Raw genomic sequence first — 22,216 nt, forward strand, 5'->3', positions numbered from 1 at the left:
CTGGTGCTACCCGATCCATCGGTGTTCCGCCTGAACGTGCACCTGCCTCCTGCCGGAAAACATGAATAAAGAGCGAGACATAGAAATACTCAGGGCTCGGTATCTTGACGGGCCCAACATCTGGACCTACCGCCCGGTCATCGAAGCATGGGTCGATATCGGACAGTTTGAAGATCTTCCCTCCAACGCTCTGCCCGGCCTTTACGAGCGAATCACCACATGGCTTCCCGGCCTGGTCGAGCATCGCTGCGGAATAGGCGAACCGGGCGGCTTTCTGAAGCGTTTGCGCGAGGGCACCTGGGCAGGGCACATAATCGAGCATCTCGCGATTGAGCTGCAGAACATGTCAGGTCTTCAGGCAGGGTTTGGTAAAGCGCGTGAAACCGGCGTACGCGGAATCTACAAGGTCGCGTTCCGTGCCCGCAATGAACGCGTAGGGCGCCGCGCACTCACCTTGGCACGTGAGTTGTTCCTTGCCGCCGCCGATGATCGGAATTTCGACGTCGCAAAGGCTGTCGCGGAGCTGCGCGAAATTCTGGACCGACATCATCTTGGACCTAGCACGGCTTCGATCATCGATGCAGCGAGCGCCCGGCGAGTACCGGTGATTCGCCTTAGCGAAGGCAACCTCGTTCAGCTTGGTTACGGCGCCAACCTGCGTCGTGTCTGGACTGCTGAGACGGACCGCACCAGCGCTATCGCGGAGGGAATTTCGCGCGACAAGACACTGACCAAGAATCTGCTTGAATCAGTGGGAGTCCCGGTTCCGCGTGGCGAAATCGCGGGGAGTCCTGAGAACGCATGGGAAATTGCGGAGGATATCGGTCTGCCGGTCGTGGTCAAACCCGTGGATGGCAATCATGCCCGTGGCGTCAGCCTCAACCTCTCGATTCGCAGCGAAATCGAAGCCGCTTGGCAGCTCGCGGACAGCGAAGGTAGCGAGGTGCTTGTCGAACGATTCATCCCAGGCAGCGAACACCGCCTCCTCGTGGTGGGTGGCGAGATGGTTGCCGCGATTCGTGGCGAGCTGGTCTCGGTCCGCGGCGACGGCAGTTCAAGCGTCTCGCAACTGATAGACATGCAGCTCAACAGCGATCCTCGTCGGGGTGCGGAAGAAGAGTTCCCGCTCGACGAGATTCGCTTGGAGAACAATCCAGTAGTCCTCATGGAACTCCAGCGACAAGGGCTCGACGGGAATTCGGTGCCGGATTCGGGCCGTGAGGTCTTGATTCAGCGAACCGGAAACATGGCCGTGGATGTCACCGATGAAGTCCATCCCGACGTGGCCGCCGCCGTAATACTTGCTGCTCGCGTCATCGGCCTGGATATCGCCGGCGTGGACCTTGTGGCCCAGGATATCTCGCGGCCGCTCACGAGCCAGGGAGGAGCGATCGTCGAAGTCAATGCAGGGCCGGGCTTGCTGATGCATCTCAAGCCAGCCATCGGGGCCCCGCGCCCCGTCGGCGAAAAAATTGTCGAACACCTGCTGCCGGCTCCGAGCGATGGCCGCATTCCGGTCATCGGTATCAGTGGCACCCGCGGAGGCAGGGACGTTGCGCATCTGCTCGCATACCTGCTTGGGCTCGATGATCGCTTGGTTGGTCTTGCCTGCGCCGACGGTACCTATCTGGGCAAAAGGACCGTCGCGCGTGGTAACCATGACCGGCACTCATCAGGACGCCAGATGCTGATGAACCCGCGGGTCGAGGCTGCGGTAATTGAAAACGGCCCCACGTCGATCCTCAATGACGGACTTGCCTATGATCGCTGCCACATCGGGATCGTCACGGATCTGCACGATCCGGAGCAGTTCTCGGCGTTTCACGTCTCCGATACTGCGCAGCTGTTCAACGTTCTGCGGACCCAGGTGGACGTTGTCTTGCCAGATGGATTTGCAGTGCTCAACGCAGACAATCCCGACATCGCGGGCATGGCGTCACTTTCCGATGGCGATGTAATCCTGTTTGGAGAAACGATCGGCTCGACGGTGATTGCCGCCCATCTCGCGGAAGGCGGCCGGGCCGTTGTCGCCGATGCAGGTACGCTGCAGATACTTGATGCCGCCAACCCACCGATCGAGATCGCACTTGGCATGAGCGGTCCGGCAAGCCTTTGGCAGGCTGCCGCCGTCGCCGCGGCCTGGGGTAGCGGCGTGACGCTACCTTTGATTAAGGCCGGTATCGAAGGCCTCCCCAAACATGCGATTGCATCGAAATCGGTGCGTGCTCGGCGCCGACAGGATCTACAAAAATGAAGATAACCCGGATTCGCGCACTACGCGGCCCGAACATCTGGACTCGGCGTACAGCAATCGAGGCATTGCTGGAATGTGAAGACCGCGAACTCTCGCTTGCCGACATGCCGGGTTTCGAAGCCCGCTTGAGAGCGCGCTTTCCAGCGATTGGAGCGCTTCGTTCGATCGGCCACGAAGGTACGACGTCGATGGCCGACGCGCTGCGCTACGCCGCCCTCAATCTGCAGATACAAGCGGGTTGCCCGGTAACGTTCTCCCGCAGCACCCAAACGGTCGAACAGAATGTTTTTCAGGTAGTCGTCGAATACACAGAAGAAACCGTCGGAAGACTCGCATTCTCCCTCGCGGCAAAACTATGCGAGGCGGCAGACGGGGAGCTGCCGTTCGTACTCGACACCGCGATCGAGCAGTTGCGTGAGCTTGACGAAGATGTGCGTCTCGGACCTAGCACCGGGTCAATCGTCGAAGCGGCTGTCGCCAGAAACATTCCTTTTCGCAGACTGACCGATGGCAGCCTGGTGCAGCTCGGATGGGGCAGCCGCCAAAGACGAATCCAGGCGGCGGAGACCGATCGGAGCAGCGCGATTGCGGAATCGATTGCGCAAGACAAGGAACTCACCAAGAAACTCCTGGCGGCGGCGGGCGTACCGGTGCCCGAAGGCCGCCCCGTCAGCGACGCGGCTGATGCCTGGGCTGCTGCCTGCGAAATCGGCCTGCCCATCGTCGTCAAACCTCGTGATGGCAACCAGGGCAAAGGCGTCACGGTCAACATCGAAAGCCGCGAGCATCTTGAAATCGCATACGCTGCCGCAGCGGAATTCCGTGACGAAGTGATGGTCGAGCGCTTCATTCCCGGCCACGACTTTCGCCTGCTGGTCGTTGGCGACAGAATGATCGCCGCCGCCCGGCGCGACCCTCCGCACGTTATAGGAGATGGCGAGAAGACGATCGTCCAGTTGGTGGATCAGGTAAATTCCGATCCCCGACGAGGATCCGGTCACGCCACGTCCCTGACTCGTGTCAGGCTCGACGACATTGCCGTAGCCCGTCTCGCTGTCCAAGGCTTCACCAAGGAGTCCGTTCCTCCGAAGGGTGCCCGGGTTGTGTTGAGAAACAACGCGAATCTAAGTACCGGCGGGACTGCCACCGACGTGACTGAAGAAGTCCACCCCGAACTCGCCGACCGGGCAATTGATGCTGCACGCATGATCGGCCTCGACATCTGCGGCGTCGACGTCGTCTGTGAGACGGTTCTCAAGCCACTCGAGAGCCAGGGAGGCGGCATCGTTGAAGTCAACGCTGCGCCCGGGCTACGGATGCACCTTCAGCCCTCCTTTGGAAAGGGCCGCGCGGTTGGCGAAGCAATTATCGGCTCGATGTTCGAAACGAACGAAGACGGCCGCATCCCGGTCGTTGCGGTAACAGGCACCAACGGCAAGACAACGACAGTCCGACTCATCAGTGCAATGCTTACAACAAGCGGAGCGCGCGTGGGAATGACCAATACGGACGGCGTCTATATAGAAGGACGACGAATCGATACCGGCGACTGCAGCGGGCCGCGCAGCGCGCGAAACGTTCTGATGCATCCGGAGGTGGATGCCGCCGTCTTCGAGACTGCCCGGGGCGGCCTCCTCCGAGAGGGGCTTGCCTTTGATCGATGCCAGGTTGCGGTCGTCACCAATATCGGCTCCGGTGACCACCTCGGACTGAACTACATCACTACCGTCGAAGACCTCGCGGTGCTGAAGCGTGTAATCGTTCAGAATGTCGCGCCGGATGGCGATGCCGTGCTGAACGCCGACGACCCAATGGTTGCAGCGATGGCGGCGGCTTCGTCCGGTAGCGTGATCCTGTTTGCCCGCTCGCGTGACAATCCCGCCGTTGCCACGCACCTGCTCCGTGGGGGGCGGGCAGTAATCGTCGAAAGTGGAGATATCGTTGCAATAGCCAAAGACGAATCATTCCGTATTGAGCTTTCCGAGCTAGGTTTCACCGGTGGAGGGAAGATCGGCTTTCAGGTCGAGAATGCGCTTGCATCGGTCGCTGCGGCGTGGTCACTTAGACTCGCTCCAGAAATCATTCGCAGGACGCTGAAGGAATTCGACTGCGATGTGGCAACGGCGCCGGGCCGCTTCAATACATTCACCTACCGCGGCGCCACCATCATCGCCGATTACGGCCACAATCCTGATGCGATCAAGGCGCTCGTGTCTGCGGTTGAAGCGATGGACGCAAGTAGACGCATCGTGGTCATCAGCGGCGCGGGAGACCGTCGTGACGAAGACATTCGTGATCAGACCCGGATCCTGGGCAAGGCTTTCGACGAAGTGATCCTCTACCAGGATCAGTGCCAGCGCGGCCGTGCGGACGGGGAAGTTCTGGCTCTGTTGCGTGAAGGGCTGAACGGTGCAACAAGGACAACCCTGATCGACGAAATCCGGGGCGAATTCGCCGCGACAGACCTTTCCTTGGAGCGTCTTCGCCCAGGGGATCTTTGCCTGATTCTGGTCGATCAGGTGGAAGAAGCGCTCGCGCACCTGGCTCGGCGGATAGCGGAAGGCTGAGAACTCCGTCCTTCTGTCACCGACAATCGACAATGGCTGTCGAGGGCACAGCCTACGGACGCGGGTCCATCGCTCGAATGGGTCCGCGTGATCTTAAGCGCACCGGAAAAAGTCACGGGATCCGACCATCTCCGTGTGGAAGCTTCCCGAAAAACGACGATTGTCGGAAAATCCGCGCACTGACACAGTTTGTCGACGCTTTGCACGTGAGAAGAGGTGGCCCCATTCTCGTAATGGCTGGGTCGCCCCGGTCAACGACCAGATATGGGCCCGGCAAGAATGCGCCAAGATAAAAAAAACGCCACCTTTAAAAGGTGGCGTTTTTTTTATCTTGGCGCGCTCGGCAGGATTCGAACCCACGACCCCCTGGTTCGTAGCCAGGTACTCTATCCAACTGAGCTACGAGCGCGTTTTGAAAGCAAGAATTATACCCACTTTTTGCCTTCTGTAAACACTTACAACATCAAACTTTGGCGGAGAGAGAGGGATTCGAACCCTCGATACGAGTTTTAGCCCGTATGCTCCCTTAGCAGGGGAGTGCCTTCGACCTCTCGGCCATCTCTCCGTACAACGGAGGCCGGATAATAATGGTTTATCCGGCTCCGGTCAAACCTCGCGTAGCAGGATTTTCGAGTTCAAATGCCTTATGCAGAACGCGAACGGCAAGTTCAAGATATTTCTCGTCGACAACGACCGAAATCTTGATCTCAGAGGTCGAAATCATCTGGATGTTGATACCCTCCTCCGCCAGAGTCCGAAACATCCTGGATGCAACACCTGGGTGAGAGCGCATACCAACGCCCACGATTGACACCTTTGCCATTGATGTGTCGCCTGCAATCGATCGGGCTCCAATATGCTCTTTCACGCCTGCAAGCGCTTCCATCGCGCGCTCGTAATCAGCGCGACCGATCGTAAACGAAAAATCGGTACTGCCGTCCCTGCCTACATTCTGGATGATCATGTCCACATCAATGTTTGCTTCCGCGATCGGGCCCAGGATCTGATATGCAATGCCGGGTCTGTCAGGCACCCCAAGCACTGTGAGTTTCGCCTCATCGCGATTGAATGCGATACCAGAGATGATCGGTTGTTCCATGCCCCCGGACTCCTCGACAGTGATCAGCGTCCCCTCACCCTCCTCAAGGAAGCTAGACAGTACGCGTAACTTGACCTTGTATTTTCCTGCAAATTCGACCGACCGGATCTGAAGCACCTTGGACCCCAAGCTCGCCATCTCCAGCATTTCCTCGAACGTGATCGTATCGAGTTTGCGGGCCTCCGAAACGATTCGCGGGTCTGTGGTATAGACGCCTTCGACATCCGTATATATCTGACACTCATCAGCCCCGAGGGCAGCGGCGAGCGCGACGCCCGTCGTGTCCGACCCTCCCCGGCCTAATGTAGTGATGTTGCCAAGCTCATCGACGCCCTGAAACCCTGCCACAACGACCACACTGCCTTCTTGCAAGTCGGTACGAATCGGCGTCTCGTCGATACTCAGGATACGTGCTTTGGTATGAGCGCTATCGGTAAGAATCCTGACCTGACTGCCTGTATAGCTTTTTGCTTTGACTCCAAGCTCGTTCATCGCCATGCATAGCAGGCCGATTGTTACTTGCTCTCCAGTCGCCAGCACGACATCGAGCTCGCGTGGGCTCGGCTTGGAAGAGATCTGACTTGCAAGGGCGATCAAGCGATTGGTCTCACCACTCATGGCGGACACCACGACCACAACCCTGTGCCCCTCAGCCCGGAAACGTGCGACGCGCGACGCCACCTTCTTGATCCGCTCCGGGTCACCAACCGAAGTACCGCCATACTTCTGAACGATGAGTGCCATTACTCCGACCACGATTGCCCAAGGTTTTCGATTGTACCGAAAGCTCCTTGGACTCATCTCGTCGGGGCGACCGGCTCTACGACAACTTTCACCCGGCGGCTTTGGGATTGCCCATGCTAAAAACGTAGTAGCTCAGAAATTCAACGCGATGCTTTGCGGTTGGTCTCACCCGTGAAATTCGTCTTGTATGTCTAAAGAATAGTCCCCTATACTCCATTCATCCTATGACCAAAGTCGTAGGAACCAAGCAAACCCTAAGCATGTCTCATAGCCTGCTAGGGTAGTCCAACCGGAGAAAACACTATGAAATCAAGCGATGATGTGGATGTCCGCGAGATTCGTCGGAAGCTGGGGCTGAATCAATCGCAATTTTGGTCGAAAATCGGCGTGACTCAGAGTGGCGGATCCCGTTACGAGAGTGGTCGTAACATTCCCCGCCCTGTGCAGGCTTTACTACGTCTGGTGCACGTTGAACAGATCGACATCGGCAAGATCAAGAAGGAAGATCTGGAAGTCACTGAGTATCTGCGTGCGAGCAATCCCGAGCTTTTCAAGACGCTCAAGAAGGAAGCGCGTGCTTCAAAGAAGAAGGACCGCAGCGCAAAGTAATCGCGCGGCGGGCACACTTCATCAGGGACTGACCTCTACGGTCAGTCCCTTTTTTCTTATCATTTCTGCGTAGAACTCAAGACGATCCGGATCCAGCGCAACGATCCGGGACGCTGTAGGCTGCATCGACGGCCGGGCAACACCATAAAGCAATACCCCCTTGAGGCGATCGGTACCGACTTCCTCAAGCAGGGTGAGATAGGCTGAAATCATGTTTTCATCCGGCGGGCTGCCATCGCGCGAAAAAAGGCAGGTCTGAACCCAGGTAGGACAAAGTTCGGAACTCGTTCGCAGATTGTTTACGACCTGGCTCGGATCGAGCACCACCCCATTGATATCGAGAAAATCCTCGCGACGACCTGCATCAACCTTGAACCAAACCTCACCGCCAAGTGCCCCTAGCGCACTCACCCCGCTTTGGACGCTGGTGCGGCCCATCAGGCTCCCGTTCGTGATCAGGCGAATCGGCGTATATGACGTCAGGCCGTAGTCGTCCCGTATTTCACCCACCAGCTTCACCGCATCTGCAAATGAGTGGGAGCTCGTGGGTTCGCCATTGCCCGAAAACGCAATATCACAAATACGGCGGAGTTCTTCAGGGACACGCTTCTGCATGAAGTCGCCGGCCAATGCCTGATCCATGAAACTCGTCAATTCGTGGCGTAACAACGCCAGATCCAATGAAGGCGCGCGCCCCCGGATCAGCCCCGGCACTTGACAGTACATGCACTGCCAATTGCACGCATTGTTAGGGTTCAGGTTGATTCCGATCGACACGCCGCCGGCCCGGCGCGACACCACGGGGTATACATAGCGCATACCGACGACCGTCCGGTCGTGATCCGAAAAGCTCAGAACACCTGTCGCCACTGAATTCATCACAGTACCTCAGTCCAATACTGGCTCGATGCTATACTCTTCGCCCGCTTAATCAAGCACTTGGACATCATGAACATCACCAGAAGACTGGAATTCGATGCCGGTCACCGCATTCCCGATCATGGCAGCCAGTGCCGCCATCTACATGGCCACCGATACGCACTCGAAATAACGCTTACAGGAACCATCATCGAACGTGCCGGTTCCGCGGTAAACGGTATGGTCATGGATTTTGGCGACATCAAATCGATCGCCAATCGTCATCTCGTCGAGGCTTGGGATCACGCATTCCTTGCATATCGTCACGATGCAATAGTGGTAGAAATGCTTTCGATGATACCCGGCCACAAAACCGTATTGCTTGATGTTGTCCCAACAGCTGAAAATCTTGCAATGACAGCGTTCCGAATTCTCGATCCGCTTTACCGGAACAATTACGACAACAAGCTAAGGCTGGAGCGCATTCGCCTCTATGAAACTCCGAATTGCTGGGCGGACGCCTTGTGCGAGCGGATTTGATTGAATTGGCGGATAGGGTGGGATTCGAACCCACGGATCCCGCGAAGGATCGCCGGTTTTCAAGACCGGTGCATTCAACCGCTCTGCCACCTATCCGGCGCACATCATTCAATTCGATCACCGGAGCGAGTCGCGGAGTATAGCACCGTCCGGAAATCATGATCTGCAACGGAAAATTCTTTGCGCCTCGGACGGAGGACAACCTCATTCGTTTGAAAACAGCGCCAAGGTTGAGTGAGTGCACTGCTCGCTGATGCCGCCCAGTCGGTCGCCCACAGCAGCGCAAAAAGAACTCGAGGGTGTGTCGAGAAGTAGCATAAGGACGTGAGATGTTCGCCGCGTGGCCCCTGCAGTGCCTACAGACGGTGGGCGCGAAGTTGGTAGGTCGTCGGAGAACTTCGGTGCGGTGAGAGTCGCGACGCTTAAGGCTGTCCATGAGGAAGCCCCCGATGACCAAAGAACAGGAGACAGCTTTCCAAGCTGCCTGAGAAGGCTCGACGATATCATTGACGACATGGTGGGCCCCACTACCCGGCGGCTAATGGAGCTCTATGTCGAAAACCGACGCGGCACCGCGAGTCCCAAAGCTACACACTGACAGCTGCTTCCCGCCCTTTCTGGAGCCTCGCCGGGCGGTCCAGGCGAAACGAACGACGGTGATTCAGAAAGCCTACGTGCAGGCATCTCCACCTCCTCAGTCGATGATCCGATGCAGGCAGCGGGCTTGAGCGGGATCTCGAAGAGCCAAGTTATATTGGCCCAGCAAATCCTGCACAGGTCACGCCACTAATGTAAATGCCTGAGCGGGCGTTTTCATATCCAGGGCCTGATGCGGCCGCTGGTGGTTGTAAAACTGGATCCAGTCGCCAATGACACGACTGGCGTGTTGCAAAGTTTCAAAGCGGTGACGGTGGATACACTGTTCCTTCAACGTACGGATCATCCGCTCCACCAGGCCGTTTTGCTGCGGGGTGTACGGGGTGATGAATTCCTGCTTCAGACCGTAGCTTTTGACCAGCGCCGTGTAGCTGCAGCTCGTGAAGACCAGACCGTTATCAGAGCGCAGCAGGAACGCTTCCTTCACACGCCCCAGCGTGCCGAAACGGGCGATCAAGGCCTGCTCCAGCGCCGCCTCGGCAGTGCGGGACTTGCCACTGCGTGAGACGTGCCACCCCAGCAGCTCCCGGCTGAAGCAGTCGATTACCAGCGCCAGCGTGGCCCAGCCGTCACGGCCCGCCCAAACACGGCACAGATCCGTCGCCCAGCGTTCGTTGGGCTCAGAGGCTCGCGAACGCCGTGCTGCAATCCGTGGCCGAAACCCAACCGGACGCTTCCTGACCTGCCAGCCACGCAGCTGAAACACCCGCTGCACGGTGTTCTTGTTGAAACCGAGCAGGTGGGCCACGGTCCGATAGCCGAAGGACGGGTTGTCCTCGATTATCGCCTTGATCGGTTCGGCAAAGCGAGCCTGCACCTTCGGCGAGGCCTTCACCGACTGGTAGTAAAAGGTGCGACGGGGCACTTCAAACCACCGGCACAGCTGACTGATCGAGACGACAACACCTTCTTCATGCAGTCCTTGGCGGATCGTCTCGATCACTTCTCGTCCTCGCCCAGCAGGGACGCAATTTTTTTCGGGCACGCAGCTCCAGCATCGCTTCCCCATAGGCTTCCTGGAGCTGCTTGATCTGCTTCTCGTAATGCTCCCGGATGTCCAGCGGGTTGGTTCGCAGCGCGTTCTCCATACCTCCCTTCGCCTCGTCGATCCAGGTCTCGATCTCTGATGGGGGAAGGTCGTACGAACGACTCGCCTCCGCTAACGTCCTCTTCCCTTGCAGGAGCTCCATCACCAATGCGCTCTTGCGCCTGGCCGTCCAACGCTTGATTTCGTCTTCCATTTCCGTACCCATGTGTCCTTCCTTTCAAGGCTAACACCTGAGCAGGTTTTTACTGGGTCAATACAGAAGAGCCAAGTGCCACACCTGTGCGCCGAGGTGGACGAGCTAGTGCAGACATTCCTAAAGCACCCGACCAAAGACGACTGACCGTACGGATGTCGCCAAGCGCGTCTCATCGATTAGCTTTGGCAGCTAGCGATCCACATCCGTATCGCTTAACGGCCCTTAGCACACCCTGCCATCGGAACTGCCTACGGACTCTTCATATCCACCTATCGCGGAGCTCGGATGTTCCGGGCGATCTTTACGCCATAGGCAACGATCATGACCCACTCACCGATACGACATAGCAGGGCCTATCGGCCTGCGACCATCGAATCAAATCCGTGTTTCAGAACCTGAAAGATACGCACGTCAAGTACTACAAGTCGGAATGCGCAAAGAAAAAAGCCCCGCATAATGCAGGGCTTTTTTCTTTGTTTTTGGCGGAGTGGACGGGACTCGAACCCGCGACCCCCGGCGTGACAGGCCGGTATTCTAACCAACTGAACTACCACTCCGCGCTAAACCCAACTCCGGATTTTTGCCCGAAGCTACTGCCGTTGCCGGCTCTCAAAGCTGGCGTCCCCACGGGGATTCGAACCCCGGTTATCGCCGTGAAAGGGCGGTGTCCTAGGCCTCTAGACGATGGGGACCTATTTCTTTCTTTGGTGGAGGTAAGCGGGATCGAACCGCTGACCTCTTGCATGCCATGCAAGCGCTCTCCCAGCTGAGCTATACCCCCAAACAGAGGCGGCAGTATAGCAAACGAATCTGGTTACGCAAGCACTTTCTGCAATACCAACATCACTGAAACCACATGAAACTGGCGGAGTGGACGGGACTCGAACCCGCGACCCCCGGCGTGACAGGCCGGTATTCTAACCAACTGAACTACCACTCCGCGCTAAACCCAACTCCGGATTTTTGCCCGAAGCTACTGCCGTTGCCGGCTCTCAAAGCTGGCGTCCCCACGGGGATTCGAACCCCGGTTATCGCCGTGAAAGGGCGGTGTCCTAGGCCTCTAGACGATGGGGACCTATTTCTTTCTTTGGTGGAGGTAAGCGGGATCGAACCGCTGACCTCTTGCATGCCATGCAAGCGCTCTCCCAGCTGAGCTATACCCCCGCACCGCGAAAGAGGCCGAATTATAGGTCGGCTTGCCGGAGCTGTAAATACCGAATTGCAACCGAATCACTTGTGCAAAAGAACGGGGCTTCCGACCAGAAAAACGTCCGGGGCGCGCGGATCAAACAAGGCACCCACAATCAAATTACCTTTCCAGGATTCATGAGCCCGCGTGGATCGAAGAGTTGCTTGATCGCGACCATCATTGCAGTCTCCTCTGGATCACGGTAGCGCAAAATCTCGGTTCTCTTGAGTTGTCCTAATCCATGCTCTGCGGAAATGGATCCACCAAAGCTCACCACCAGATCATGGACGATCCGGTTCACAGTCGGGGTCGAGTCGATGAAGTGCGCATTGGAGCCCGAATCAGGCTTCGAAAGGTTGTAATGTAGGTTTCCGTCGCCGAGGTGGCCGAATGCAACAACGCGAATTCCGGGAAACGCCTCGCAGAGCGCTTTTCCCGCTGATTCAAGAAATGCGGGAATCAGACTCACCGGGACAGACACATCGTGCTTTATGCTGACCCCCTCAAGACGCTGGGCCTCGGAAATGTTTTCGCGTAGATGCCAAAGAGCTCGCGACTGAGCAAGGCTGCTGGCAATGACCGCATCGGTGATCAACCCTTGGTCGAACGCTCCGCTTAGCGCATCGTCCATGACTTCCCGCAGACGCTCCTCGTCACCACCATCCGCGAGTTCGATCAGGACAGCCCACCTGCCCCGCTCCGCCACGGGGGAGCGAGCGCCAGGCAAGTGGCGCAGTACCAGATCAAGCGCCTCGCGTCCGATCAGTTCGAAGCTGTTGAGCGCATTGCCCGTCCGGGACTGCATGAATCCAAGAAGGTCTACCGCCAGCGCAGGAGAATCGAGTTCGACCCACGCCACACAAAGAGCGCGAGGCCGTGGAAACAGCTTCAGAACCGCCGCGGTGATGATGCCCAATGTGCCTTCGGCACCGATCAAAAGCTGTTTGAGATCGTAACCTGTATTGTTCTTGCGCAAGCCACGCAAGCCGTTCCAAAGACGGCCGTCGGGCAGGACGGCCTCGACGCCCAACACGAGATCACGTGCATTCCCGTAGCGGAGCACATGCACACCGCCCGCGTTCGTCGAAAGATTGCCACCGATCTGGCAACTGCCTTCGGAGGCGAGCGATAAAGGAAAAAGGCGATCGATACTCGCGGCGGCCTCCTGAACGGCAGCAAGCGTGCAGCCCGCTTCGGCAATCAGTGTGTTGTTGGCCGGGTCCAATTCGCGAATCCGGTTCAATCGCCCAAGACTTATTACCAGTTCGTCACCGCCATCCCGTGGCGTAGCGCCACCACACAAGCCGGTATTGCCCCCCTGCGGCACCATTGGGATACCCGCTGCATAGCAGCGAGCCATGATCTCCGCGAGTTGCCGGGCTGAGCCCGGCCGCGCCACGGCACGGGCCCGCCCGGAATACCGACCGCGCCAGTCCGTAAGATAGGGCGCCATATCAGCAGCCTCGACGAGAACATTCGATTCGCCAATCAGCTCGGCGAGGCATGCAAGAAAAGGGTCCGCCATTCTTGTCTCCTTAAGGGGCGGCCCCCGGAGCAGTTTCAGAGCTCGAGGGCGTAGCGAATCGTGTGCATGGAATGCTCCACTGCAACCTCACCTTCGGCAATCGCCTCCGCACCACGATGATAATCCAGCGGCCCGAGCTGACCGAGACGTGGTGTAATCAGCACGTCCGCCGGCTCACCGGCAAGGCGGCTTCGCGCCATCCGCACCTGCATGATATTGATACTGGTCGACATCACGTTGAGCAGCGAGGGCAGATCATTATCAGGCGCGACCGGCTCGAGCTCCCGTCCGCCGATACCGAGGCGGCTGAAGAACCTTTCCGCCCATCCTGGCTCGTCTGTCTCCGCCTCATCGGCCTTTGCGGGCTTGCGCGTCTTACCGACAAGATCGGAGCCCAAATCCACCGCGATCACGATATCCGCGCCCATTGCCCGACACAGCGAAACAGGGACAGGATTTACGAGGCCGCCGTCGACCAGCAGGCGCCCCTCATGCACGACCGGCGTGAGCAGGCCGGGCAAGGCTATCGAAGCGCGCACTGCCGCAGACACACTTCCCTCGCGCAGCCACACCTCTCGCCCATTGCGCAGGTCTGTCGCAACGCAGGCGAAGGGCGTATCGAGCGCCGAAAACTCGCGATCGGCAAAATTCCGCTCGAAGAACTCCATCAGTCGGTCGCCTCGAATCAGGCCGCTGCGCAGGCTGATATCCATCAACGAAACAACATTGTTCCACTTGAGGGAGCCCACCCAGCTCTTTAGCCTTTCAAGGTCACCTGCGGCAGCTGCAGCGCCGACAAAAGCACCAATCGAGCAACCGCAGATGATATCCGGCTTTACGCTTTCGCGAGCCAGCGCCTCAATAACACCGAGGTGTGCCCAGCCCCGCGCGGAACCACTCCCCAAGGCCAGACCGATACGGGGACGCGCACCAAGAGGATTCATCACAACGCGAATCTATTGACGCATTGCTTCAATTGGCTCGGCATAGAGATCGTGGACGTCGCAATCCGTAATGCGGACCTTGACGAAATCACCGACCTCGAGTGCGTCGCCCTGCGGGATCATTACCAGCCCATCGATCTCCGGAGCGTCCGCTGGAGATCTGGCAAGCGCGCCATCTTCGTCGATATCATCCACCAGCACGGTCATCTCCCGGCCGATGAAACGCTCGAGCCGTTGGGTGCTGATGTCCTCCTGAAACTCCATCAGCTGGATCCGCCGCTCTTCCCGAACTTCGTCAGGAAGTGCGCCGGGCAGTTCATTCGCCGATGCCCCCTCGACCGGCGAATACGCAAACGCCCCAACCCGGTCGACTTGGGCCTCCTCGAGGAACTGCAACAACATCTCGAAGTCCTCGTCGGTTTCGCCCGGAAAGCCTGTGATGAAGGTCGATCTGATGGTCAGGTCGGGGCAGATCTCGCGCCATCGACGGATACGCTCGAGGTTGTTTTCGGAGCTTGCCGGACGCTTCATCAGCTTGAGGATGCGCGGACTGGCATGTTGAAACGGCACATCGAGATAGGGCAGGATCTTGCCTTCGGCCATCAGCGGGATGATGTCATCGACACTTGGATATGGATACACATAGTGCAAACGTACCCACACGCCAAGTTCGCCGAGCGCGCTGCAAAGATCATAGAGCTTTGTCTTGAGCGGGCGTCCGCCCCAGAATCCTGTCCGATAACGTGTATCGACGCCGTATGCGCTGGTGTCCTGAGAAATCACCAACAGCTCTCTGACCCCTGAATCGACGAGCTTCTCGGCTTCCCTCATCACCTCGCCGATCGGCCGACTGACAAGATCGCCGCGCATCGACGGAATAATGCAGAAGGAGCACCGATGATTGCAGCCTTCAGAAATCTTCAGATACGCATAGTGCTGCGGCGTAAGCCGGATGCCTTGTGGAGGAACAAGATCGATGAACGGATCGTGAGGCTTGGGTAAATGCCGATGCACCGCATGCATGACCTGCTCGGTCGCATGGGGTCCGGTCACTTCCAGAACCTGCGGATGAGCCGCCAAGATGACGTCATCCTTCGCACCTAGACATCCCGTAACGATGACCTTGCCATTTTCGTTCAGCGCCTCGCCAATCGCATCCAGCGATTCCGCGACGGCGGCATCAATAAACCCACAGGTATTGACGACAACCAGATCGGCATCGTCATAGCCACCTGAAATTTCGTACCCTTCGCTTCGGAGACGGGTAAGGATATGCTCGGAATCAACTGTGGCCTTTGGGCAGCCGAGGGAGACAAATCCCACGCGAGGTACGGATCTCATTCAGTTAGCCATGTATCGTTCGAGGCTGTCGGCAGAAGCCGACGCGCGGCTGATGATTACTTCTTTCCACCCGCGGGCTTGCCACCCGCTTCCGGCGTTGCCGGGGCCTTGTCGGAGGCTGGAGCGCCTTCGCCGGGCACATAGTTCGGGAACTGGAAGCCGGAGAACAGGTTTCGGGTCTGGCTCTCGATCTTCTCCTGCATCTGGGTGAACATTTTCTTGCTCTGCTCCATGTAGGCACCCATGACGCTTTGCATCGCCGGCCCCTGGAAATTGAGGAACTGAGCCCACAAATCCTGACTGATCGGGCTGTTCTCACCGTATATTGACTTGGCCTGCTCCTGGAGCTTCTGCTGCATGTCGGTGAACGCCTTGATGTTGTTTTCAAGGTATTTGCCCATCATTCCCTGCATGGCATTTCCATAGAACCGAATCATGTGCGCCAGCAGATCACTGGTAAACATCGGGGCACCACCAGCTTCTTCTTCAAGAATGATCTGCAAGAGAATGCTGCGGGTCAGATCCTCGCTGGTCTTGGCGTCGACCACCTGAAACTCTTCGTTTGCGAGCACCAATTCCTTCACATCAGCCAAAGTGATGTACGAACTCGTCCGGGTATCGTACAACCGCCGATTCGGGTATTTCTTGATCAGACGCTGTGGATCAGCCATTTACTCATTCTCCTCGGTGGCGGAGGCCCCGCTCTCGTATTGCCGCATTATATCGCGATGCGAAAAGGAAAACCCCGCCATGCGGCGGGGCTCTAACAACATTTTCTCGCTTTGCACAAGAAAATCAGCACATGTGCAGACCACCATTGATATTAATGGTCGCACCAGTCACATAGCCGGCGAGTTCCGAGGCAAGGTAGGAACAAAGAGCGCCGATTTCTTCGGGCTTTCCAAGGCGCTTCATGGGGACGGTATCGATAATGCCCTGACGGATGTCTTCACGGATGGCCATGACCATGTCGGTACCGATATACCCAGGCGCAACCGCGTTGACGGTGACACCCTTGTTCGAGAGTTCCGCAGCGAGCGCCTTCGTGAAACCGAGCACCCCCGCCTTCGCGGTCGAATAGTTGGTCTGCCCGGCTTGACCCTTAACACCGTTGACCGAAGAAATGTTGATGATACGGCCCCAGCCGCGCTCGGCCATTTTCGGCGAAATGTGGTGAGTGACGTTGTAGAGACTGTTGAGATTGGTGTTGATCACCGCATCCCACTGCCCTTTTTCCATTTTCGGAAAGAACTTGTCGCGGGTAATTCCTGCGTTATTCACGAGCACGTCGATCGGGCCGACATCCGCTTCAATCTTCGCGACCATGGCGGCACACGAATCGTAGTCGGAGACATCACCTTCGGCTGCGATGAAGTCGAACCCCAACTCCTTCTGTTTCGCGAGCCACGGATCCTTTTCAGGAAAACCCGGCAGGCAGTTAGCCAGAACCGTCATTCCGTCTTTGGCGAGAGCTTGACAGATAGCGGTGCCAAGACCACCCATGGCTCCGGTCACAAGTGCGACTTTCTTGGTCATCATATTTCCTTGCGCGGCAATTGTTTGTTGGGTACTGCGGGTCACTGCACCGCAAAACACGACCCACAGCGATTCACGCCTGCGGCGGCCAAGGCCACCTCGGGTCTGATTATATACACAGCGAACAAATTCTGTTGCAACGCAACATCTTCTTTTTGCAAAAAAGCTCACTGTCTGACAAGTTCAACCGAATCCTGAAGGTCGGAAGCCATGACCACCCGACGCTCACCTGCCCTGGTTGCGACGCCCCCCTACATGTCGAACCACGCACAGGAAACCTCCAAAAGAAAACGCCGTCCGGAAAAACCGAACGGCGTTCGCCGCGACAGGCGTGCTGCCTGTCCTTAGGACTCCGAGCGACGGAATCAGAACATGTGCTGACCACCGTTGATAGAGATGTTTGCGCCGGTCACGAATGCGGCCTCTTCCGATGAGAGATACGCAACAAGACCCGCGATTTCCTCCGGTTTGCCGAGTCGGCTGACCGGGATCTGCGGCAAGATCTTCGAGTCCAGAATCTCCTGAGGGATCGCCATGACCATCTTGGTGCCAATGTAGCCCGGAGAAATGGTGTTGACCGTAACGCCGTTACGCGCGACCTCAAGCGCGAGCGCCTTCGTAAATCCGTGCATCCCGGCCTTCGCAGCCGAATAGTTCGTCTGCCCGAATGCCCCCTTCTGGCCATTGACCGAGGAAACGTTGATCACGCGCCCCCACTTGCGCTCCAGCATCCCGTCCATCACCTGTTTGGTCATGTTGAAGACGCTGTCGAGGTTGGTCGAAACCACCGCATCCCAGTCAGCTTTCGTCATCTTCTTGAAAGTCATGTCGCGGGTAATGCCGGCATTGTTCACCAAGACATCGACTGGGCCCACTTCAGCCGTCACCTTCTCGACACAGGCCTTGCATGAATCGAAATCGGCGACATCGCAAGGATAGGCCTTAAAGCCGTACCCCATGTTGTTCATGCTCTGCAACCAGTCGTGCGCCTTGGTGTTTCCGGGCGAATGTGTTGTTACGACGCGATACCCAAGGGCAGCAAGTTTGATGCAAATCGCCTCGCCAAGACCACCCATACCACCCGTTACGAGTGCCACTCTAGCCATGTTTTCTCCTCTCCCTTTTACGCTATCGGGGGTAACTGCAGAAGCCGGTAACGCCCCCTGCTCGTCCGCTACCGCTGCATTTTCCGTTTTTTCCAGAACGGCTTATCCGGCAAGGCTATCAGATATCAGGCCTTTGCCTTGACATATCGACCAGGAGCCGGTTCGATTGGCTCGTTGCGGGGGCTTCCGAGTCGACCGCGTGCTTTGACCTCCTTGCCGCTTTTCGGCTTGAGCCAGGTCATCCAATGGCTCCACCAGCTACCCGGCTGCTCGGATGCCGACTCCAGCCACTCATCCGGCGCAGCGGCATTCGAATCACTTACCCAGTAACTGCGACGGTTCTTGGAAGCCGGATTGATCGCACCTGCGATATGCCCGCTGGCACCGAGAACGAAGGTCGTATCTCCACCCAACAATCCTCTCGCAAGGTATGCGCTCGTCCACGGAACGATGTGATCCTCACGCGTGGCAAGCAGGTACGCGGGAACGTCCACCTTGCCAAGATCAACCTTGACGCCCAGCATCTTGAGTTTCCCCGGCACCCGCAGATTGTTCTCGAGATACATGTTCCGCAGATACCACGCGAGGAAGGGCCCCGGCAAGTTAGTACTGTCCGAATTCCAGTAAAGCAGATCAAACGCCTGAGGTTTGTTGCCCTTCAGATAATTGCCGACCACATACTGCCAGATAAGGTCGTTCGCCCGCAGGCTCGAAAAGACATTGGCGAGCTCCTGCCCTTTCAGCAGGCCACCCTTGCCGATCGATGCCTCCTTGGCAGCGACAGAGTTCTCATCAATCAGGCAGCCGAGTTCCCCCGGATCCGCGAAATCGAGAAGGGTGGTCATCAGGGTCAGACTTGACACCGGATCCTCACCACGACCCTTCAAAACGGCAAGCGCTGAGGACAGGATCGTGCCCCCGACACAGAATCCAAGTACATGGGGTTTCTTGACCCTGGTAACGTCCCGTACAACCTCGAGTGCCGCAATGGGCCCGAGTTGTAGATAGTCGTCCCAACCCGTCCTGGCGTCCTCCGGCCCAGCGTTCTTCCAGGAGACCAGGAATACGGTGAATCCCTGCTCAACGATGAATCTCACCAGCGAATTCGCCGGCTGCAGATCCATAATGTAGAACTTGTTGATGCACGGCGGGACGATCAGCAACGGCGTCTGATGAACTTTCTCGGTCAAGGGCGAATACTGAATCAGCTGAATCAGTTGATTCTCATAGATCACAGAGCCAGGCGTGATGGCGAGATTGCGTCCGACCTCGAAAGCCGCATCATCAGTCATCGAGATGCGCCCCTTTTCGAGGTCTGCGAGAAGATTCTTGATACCGCGGGTAATGCTCTCACCCTTGGTCTCGACTGCCGTTTTCAGAAACTCGGGATTCGTCGCGGCGAAATTCGATGGCGCCATGGCGTCAACATACTGCCGCGTCAGAAACTGGATCCGCTCCTTGGTCCGACCATCCTCGATCGGCAGGGAATCGGAAACCCTGCTCAGGTACTCCGCATTGAGCAAATAGGCCTGCCTGAGATAATCGAATACCGGACTCTCAGCCCATTCAGGCGCAGCAAAGCGTCTATCACCGGGTTGCGGCGCGACCTGAGGAGGCGACGTTTCACCAGGCTTCTTCTGCATCAACCCGGACCATAACGACGCGTGGCGGCTAGCCAGGTCGCGCTGTAGTTCCATGAGGCGCTCGGCGCCCGGCAAGATCACGGCTTCGGGAATCGCAGCACCTTGTCCCGAAGCCGCGCTCTGCTGACTCAGAAACTGAAAGAAGTTCTGCGCCAGGGATTGTCCGAACTGAAGAATTCCTTCGAGACCCGCGCCGGACGGGTCGTTGGGGGTGGACATCAGACAGCCTCCATAATCCTGTTATTCTGATCATTGATGATGCACGAACTTAATGCCGTTCGGGTCGTACACACTCCCCGCACAGCCCTTCCGGCAGCTCAGAATCGATACAGCCTAGCGTCCGGACGCTCAATTTGCCATGTATATTATCGCGATAGCCTGGCTTTACGTCGCTTTGATGGTTTCCATCGCCGACACGTCGATCGTTGGGGGCGTAATGACATTCCTTTTTTCGGGCATTGGGCCGTTGGCGCTGTTCCTATGGATTTTTGGCTACCCAGCGCGCAAACGGGCGCGCCTCGCCCGAGATAGACTCGAAGAGCAAAAGCAAGAGGGCGCCGCTAACCCGCCAGGCTCCTCCGAAGTCGACGCGACCGGGATACAGGAACACGGATAGCGCTATCGCAGGTCGTCGAAACACTCTGCATCCCCCCGCTCATCGCCCGTCACACCAGCCACACGACGCTTGCCATACGCCCGGTGGTCTTGTCACGGCGAAATGAATAGAAGCGCTCCGCTTCGGAATAGGTACACAGACCCCCACCCGACACTTGCTCAACGCCGCTCGCTCTCAAGCGAAGCCGTGCGAGTACGTAAAGATCGGCAAGCCATTTTTCCGGCCTCGCCGTCGACTTGAACGCAAGCGCTGCATCACCTCCGTGGCGCAGGAAAGCATCACGCACTTCGGGTCCGACCTCGAAATGCTCAGGGCCGATGGCCGGACCCAACCATGCCATGACTCGAGAAGCGGGTACCCCCATCGACCGTACCGTGGCCTCCAGCACGCCCGCCTCGAGCCCCCGCCAACCGGCATGAGCGGCCGCAACAACGGAGCCGCTCTCGTCGCTGAAGAGCACAGGCAGACAATCCGCAGTCATGACGGCGCACACCAGCCCAGGCTGCCGAGCAACCGACGCGTCCGCCCTGATGCCCGCAAGATCCCGACCGCACTCCGCCACCGCAACGCCGTGAACCTGCTCCAACCAGAGCGGTTCTGCAGGTAGCAATGCAGCAAGACTCTCCCTGTTCCGCTTTACCGATGAAGGTGTGTCGCCCACGTGCGCACCGAGGTTGAACGACCCGAACGAACCCTCGCTGACGCCACCGTCACGCGTCGTGGACAACGCTCTGACGTTAGGTGGAGCGGGCCAGTCCGGGGTAATCCATCCTGCCCTCATGCCGCCTCCAATCCGCAAAGCAAATCGTCCATATCGTGCGCCATCGGTACTTCCCACATACACTCCCGACGCGTTACCGGATGCATAAACCCCAACCTGTAGGCATGCAGCGCCTGACGGGGAAACGCGCAAAGACGCGCCTCTGCGGCCCGTCTTCGCCCATAGGTTTCGTCACCGACCAGCGGATGGCCGATGTGCGCCATATGAACCCGGATCTGATGGGTCCGCCCTGTCTCGAGCCTGCACTCGACCAAGGTCGAATGCCCGAACCGCTTCCGCACCTCAAAATGCGTGACCGCGGGCTTGCCTGCCGGTACGACGGCCATACGCGTACGCTGGGTCGGATGCCGGCCGATTGGCTCGTTGACCGTTCCAGCCCCTGCGAGGTCACCAAGCACCAGTGCCACGTAATGGCGCTTTACGCTTCGAGCCTGCAGCTGCCTGACCAGCTCAGTCTGCGCCTGAAGGCTGCGCGCAACCACAAGCAGGCCACTCGTATCCTTGTCGAGGCGGTGCACGATCCCCGCCCTGGGCACGGACGCAAGCGTGCCATCGTGATGCAGCAAGGCATTCAACAGGGTTCCGGTCCAGTTTCCGCTCCCCGGGTGTACCACCAGACCCACAGCCTTGTTGATCACAAGCAGCGCGTCATCCTCAAAAACGATGTCGATCGGGATGTTCTCGGGAAGTGCCTCCGAATGTTCCCCGGCACGCGGCTCGCTGACGGAGAGCGCTTCGCCACCCCACACCTTCCGTTTTGGATCGGCGCCGCCGCCATCCACCAATATCAGTCCGTCCCTCAACCAGCTCTGCAGGCGGTTGCGCGAGTGCTCGGGCATCAATCGTGCAAGCGCCTGATCAATGCGCAAACCGGCACAATCCGCCGGTACGTTCAGATACCGGACGGAAGGCGGAAAGTTGGCTGCGCTATAATCGTCCAGATCAACTTCCAACGAGTTTTCG

Annotated in this window: 17 protein-coding genes, 9 tRNA genes and 1 pseudogene; 5 read left to right on the forward strand and 22 right to left on the reverse strand. The window is 57.9% G+C overall.

Translation table 11 applies throughout. From position 1 onward, the window contains the following. Positions 1-61: 61 nt before the first annotated feature. Together GQB03_RS15880 and cphA are read left to right on the forward strand one after the other, a co-directional pair. A complete protein-coding gene (locus GQB03_RS15880; protein ID WP_159691519.1) occupies positions 62-2,254 on the forward strand; it encodes a cyanophycin synthetase in 2,193 nt (730 codons plus the stop codon). Further along, positions 2,251-4,821, forward strand: a complete 2,571-nt coding sequence (gene cphA, locus GQB03_RS15885; protein ID WP_159691521.1) for a cyanophycin synthetase — start codon at positions 2,251-2,253, stop codon at positions 4,819-4,821. The genes GQB03_RS15880 and cphA overlap by 4 nt, the downstream gene beginning before the upstream one ends. Positions 4,822-5,153: 332 nt before the next feature. On the opposite strand, the gene GQB03_RS15890 is transcribed toward cphA, so the two are convergent. The 3 genes from GQB03_RS15890 to GQB03_RS15900 all read right to left on the reverse strand — a co-directional run bounded on the left by GQB03_RS15890 (position 5,154) and on the right by GQB03_RS15900 (position 6,664). Then, a tRNA-Arg gene (locus tag GQB03_RS15890) sits at positions 5,154-5,230 on the reverse strand. Between the two features lie 62 nt (positions 5,231-5,292). Then, positions 5,293-5,386: transfer RNA gene (locus GQB03_RS15895), tRNA-Ser, on the reverse strand. A gap of 27 nt (positions 5,387-5,413) precedes the next feature. Continuing rightward, positions 5,414-6,664, reverse strand: a complete 1,251-nt coding sequence (locus GQB03_RS15900) for an aspartate kinase (protein ID WP_159691523.1) — start codon at positions 6,662-6,664, stop codon at positions 5,414-5,416. Positions 6,665-6,967: 303 nt separating this feature from the next. Between GQB03_RS15900 and GQB03_RS15905 the strand changes: the two genes are divergently transcribed. Next, positions 6,968-7,273 (forward strand): helix-turn-helix domain-containing protein, encoded by a 306-nt coding sequence (locus GQB03_RS15905; protein ID WP_159691525.1) that lies wholly within the window; start codon positions 6,968-6,970, stop codon positions 7,271-7,273. 21 nt (positions 7,274-7,294) lie between these two features. Here the strand turns inward: GQB03_RS15905 and GQB03_RS15910 are convergent, their stop codons facing one another. Then, positions 7,295-8,152, reverse strand: coding sequence for a radical SAM protein (locus GQB03_RS15910; RefSeq protein ID WP_159691527.1), 858 nt, complete (start codon positions 8,150-8,152; stop codon positions 7,295-7,297). 69 nt (positions 8,153-8,221) lie between these two features. Here GQB03_RS15910 and GQB03_RS15915 point away from each other — a divergent pair, with 69 nt between their 5' ends. Then, on the forward strand, positions 8,222-8,671 hold the full coding sequence (locus tag GQB03_RS15915; protein ID WP_159691529.1) for a 6-pyruvoyl trahydropterin synthase family protein: 450 nt from the start codon (positions 8,222-8,224) through the stop codon (positions 8,669-8,671). A 6-nt stretch (positions 8,672-8,677) separates the two neighbouring features. Here GQB03_RS15915 and GQB03_RS15920 read toward each other — a convergent pair. Continuing rightward, a tRNA-Ser gene (locus tag GQB03_RS15920) sits at positions 8,678-8,767 on the reverse strand. A gap of 479 nt (positions 8,768-9,246) precedes the next feature. On the opposite strand from GQB03_RS15920, the pseudogene GQB03_RS23560 reads away from it, so the two are divergent. After that, a pseudogene (locus GQB03_RS23560) lies at positions 9,247-9,422 on the forward strand (transposase); the annotation flags it as partial. Between the two features lie 27 nt (positions 9,423-9,449). On the opposite strand, the gene GQB03_RS15925 reads toward GQB03_RS23560, so the two are convergent. From GQB03_RS15925 to rluD, 17 genes are all read right to left on the reverse strand, one after another. Beyond that, positions 9,450-10,271, reverse strand: a complete 822-nt coding sequence (locus GQB03_RS15925; RefSeq protein ID WP_200832252.1) for an IS3 family transposase — start codon at positions 10,269-10,271, stop codon at positions 9,450-9,452. Next, positions 10,240-10,581: a transposase gene (locus tag GQB03_RS15930; protein ID WP_159691533.1), complete on the reverse strand. Its 342-nt coding sequence runs from the start codon at positions 10,579-10,581 to the stop codon at positions 10,240-10,242. The genes GQB03_RS15925 and GQB03_RS15930 overlap by 32 nt, the downstream gene beginning before the upstream one ends. A 471-nt stretch (positions 10,582-11,052) precedes the next feature. Further along, a tRNA-Asp gene (locus GQB03_RS15935) sits at positions 11,053-11,129 on the reverse strand. A gap of 59 nt (positions 11,130-11,188) precedes the next feature. Further along, positions 11,189-11,264 (reverse strand) — tRNA-Glu (locus tag GQB03_RS15940). Positions 11,265-11,277: 13 nt separating this feature from the next. Further along, positions 11,278-11,353 (reverse strand) — tRNA-Ala (locus GQB03_RS15945). Positions 11,354-11,435: 82 nt separating this feature from the next. Further along, a tRNA-Asp gene (locus tag GQB03_RS15950) sits at positions 11,436-11,512 on the reverse strand. A 59-nt stretch (positions 11,513-11,571) separates the two neighbouring features. Then, positions 11,572-11,647 (reverse strand) — tRNA-Glu (locus GQB03_RS15955). 13 nt (positions 11,648-11,660) lie between these two features. Then, positions 11,661-11,736, reverse strand: a tRNA-Ala gene (locus GQB03_RS15960). 140 nt (positions 11,737-11,876) lie between these two features. Continuing rightward, the gene (locus GQB03_RS15965; RefSeq protein ID WP_159691535.1) at positions 11,877-13,286 is read right to left on the reverse strand and encodes an FAD-binding oxidoreductase; all 1,410 of its coding nucleotides are present in this window, start codon (positions 13,284-13,286) and stop codon (positions 11,877-11,879) included. 35 nt (positions 13,287-13,321) lie between these two features. Further along, a complete protein-coding gene (rssA, locus tag GQB03_RS15970; RefSeq protein ID WP_159691537.1) occupies positions 13,322-14,230 on the reverse strand; it encodes a patatin-like phospholipase RssA in 909 nt (302 codons plus the stop codon). Positions 14,231-14,242: 12 nt separating this feature from the next. Further along, positions 14,243-15,571, reverse strand: coding sequence for a 30S ribosomal protein S12 methylthiotransferase RimO (gene rimO / locus GQB03_RS15975; RefSeq protein ID WP_159691539.1), 1,329 nt, complete (start codon positions 15,569-15,571; stop codon positions 14,243-14,245). A 56-nt stretch (positions 15,572-15,627) separates the two neighbouring features. Next, entirely contained in the window at positions 15,628-16,242 is a 615-nt protein-coding gene (gene phaR, locus GQB03_RS15980; protein ID WP_159691541.1) for a polyhydroxyalkanoate synthesis repressor PhaR, read from the reverse strand. 124 nt (positions 16,243-16,366) lie between these two features. Continuing rightward, positions 16,367-17,107, reverse strand: a complete 741-nt coding sequence (phbB, locus tag GQB03_RS15985) for a beta-ketoacyl-ACP reductase (RefSeq protein WP_159691543.1) — start codon at positions 17,105-17,107, stop codon at positions 16,367-16,369. Between the two features lie 365 nt (positions 17,108-17,472). After that, positions 17,473-18,213, reverse strand: a complete 741-nt coding sequence (phbB, locus tag GQB03_RS15990) for a beta-ketoacyl-ACP reductase (protein WP_159691545.1) — start codon at positions 18,211-18,213, stop codon at positions 17,473-17,475. A gap of 125 nt (positions 18,214-18,338) precedes the next feature. Beyond that, positions 18,339-20,075: a PHA/PHB synthase family protein gene (locus GQB03_RS15995; protein ID WP_159691547.1), complete on the reverse strand. Its 1,737-nt coding sequence runs from the start codon at positions 20,073-20,075 to the stop codon at positions 18,339-18,341. Between the two features lie 446 nt (positions 20,076-20,521). Continuing rightward, positions 20,522-21,253, reverse strand: coding sequence for a peptidoglycan editing factor PgeF (gene pgeF, locus GQB03_RS16000; RefSeq protein ID WP_159691549.1), 732 nt, complete (start codon positions 21,251-21,253; stop codon positions 20,522-20,524). Then, entirely contained in the window at positions 21,250-22,194 is a 945-nt protein-coding gene (gene rluD, locus GQB03_RS16005; RefSeq protein ID WP_268817558.1) for a 23S rRNA pseudouridine(1911/1915/1917) synthase RluD, read from the reverse strand. The genes pgeF and rluD overlap by 4 nt, the downstream gene beginning before the upstream one ends. Positions 22,195-22,216: the final 22 nt, after the last annotated feature.

The sequence above is a fragment of the Cognatazoarcus halotolerans genome (assembly GCF_009800965.1).
Classification (GTDB): Bacteria; Pseudomonadota; Gammaproteobacteria; order Burkholderiales; family Rhodocyclaceae; genus Cognatazoarcus; species Cognatazoarcus halotolerans.

Excerpts from the sequence above, each read along its gene's own strand:
- phaR (WP_159691541.1), bottom strand. The coding sequence starts at position 16,242 with ATGGCTGATCCACAGCGTCTGATCAAGAAATACCCGAATCGGCGGTTG.
- GQB03_RS15915 (WP_159691529.1), top strand. The coding sequence starts at position 8,222 with ATGAACATCACCAGAAGACTGGAATTCGATGCCGGTCACCGCATTCCC.
- GQB03_RS15910 (WP_159691527.1), bottom strand. The coding sequence starts at position 8,152 with ATGAATTCAGTGGCGACAGGTGTTCTGAGCTTTTCGGATCACGACCGG.
- cphA (WP_159691521.1), top strand. The coding sequence starts at position 2,251 with ATGAAGATAACCCGGATTCGCGCACTACGCGGCCCGAACATCTGGACT.
- GQB03_RS15930 (WP_159691533.1), bottom strand. The coding sequence starts at position 10,581 with ATGGGTACGGAAATGGAAGACGAAATCAAGCGTTGGACGGCCAGGCGC.
- GQB03_RS15965 (WP_159691535.1), bottom strand. The coding sequence starts at position 13,286 with ATGGCGGACCCTTTTCTTGCATGCCTCGCCGAGCTGATTGGCGAATCG.
- GQB03_RS15900 (WP_159691523.1), bottom strand. The coding sequence starts at position 6,664 with ATGGCACTCATCGTTCAGAAGTATGGCGGTACTTCGGTTGGTGACCCG.
- pgeF (WP_159691549.1), bottom strand. The coding sequence starts at position 21,253 with ATGAGGGCAGGATGGATTACCCCGGACTGGCCCGCTCCACCTAACGTC.
- rimO (WP_159691539.1), bottom strand. The coding sequence starts at position 15,571 with ATGAGATCCGTACCTCGCGTGGGATTTGTCTCCCTCGGCTGCCCAAAG.
- GQB03_RS15995 (WP_159691547.1), bottom strand. The coding sequence starts at position 20,075 with ATGTCCACCCCCAACGACCCGTCCGGCGCGGGTCTCGAAGGAATTCTT.
- phbB (WP_159691543.1), bottom strand. The coding sequence starts at position 17,107 with ATGACCAAGAAAGTCGCACTTGTGACCGGAGCCATGGGTGGTCTTGGC.
- rssA (WP_159691537.1), bottom strand. The coding sequence starts at position 14,230 with ATGAATCCTCTTGGTGCGCGTCCCCGTATCGGTCTGGCCTTGGGGAGT.
- phbB (WP_159691545.1), bottom strand. The coding sequence starts at position 18,213 with ATGGCTAGAGTGGCACTCGTAACGGGTGGTATGGGTGGTCTTGGCGAG.
- GQB03_RS15905 (WP_159691525.1), top strand. The coding sequence starts at position 6,968 with ATGAAATCAAGCGATGATGTGGATGTCCGCGAGATTCGTCGGAAGCTG.
- GQB03_RS15880 (WP_159691519.1), top strand. The coding sequence starts at position 62 with ATGAATAAAGAGCGAGACATAGAAATACTCAGGGCTCGGTATCTTGAC.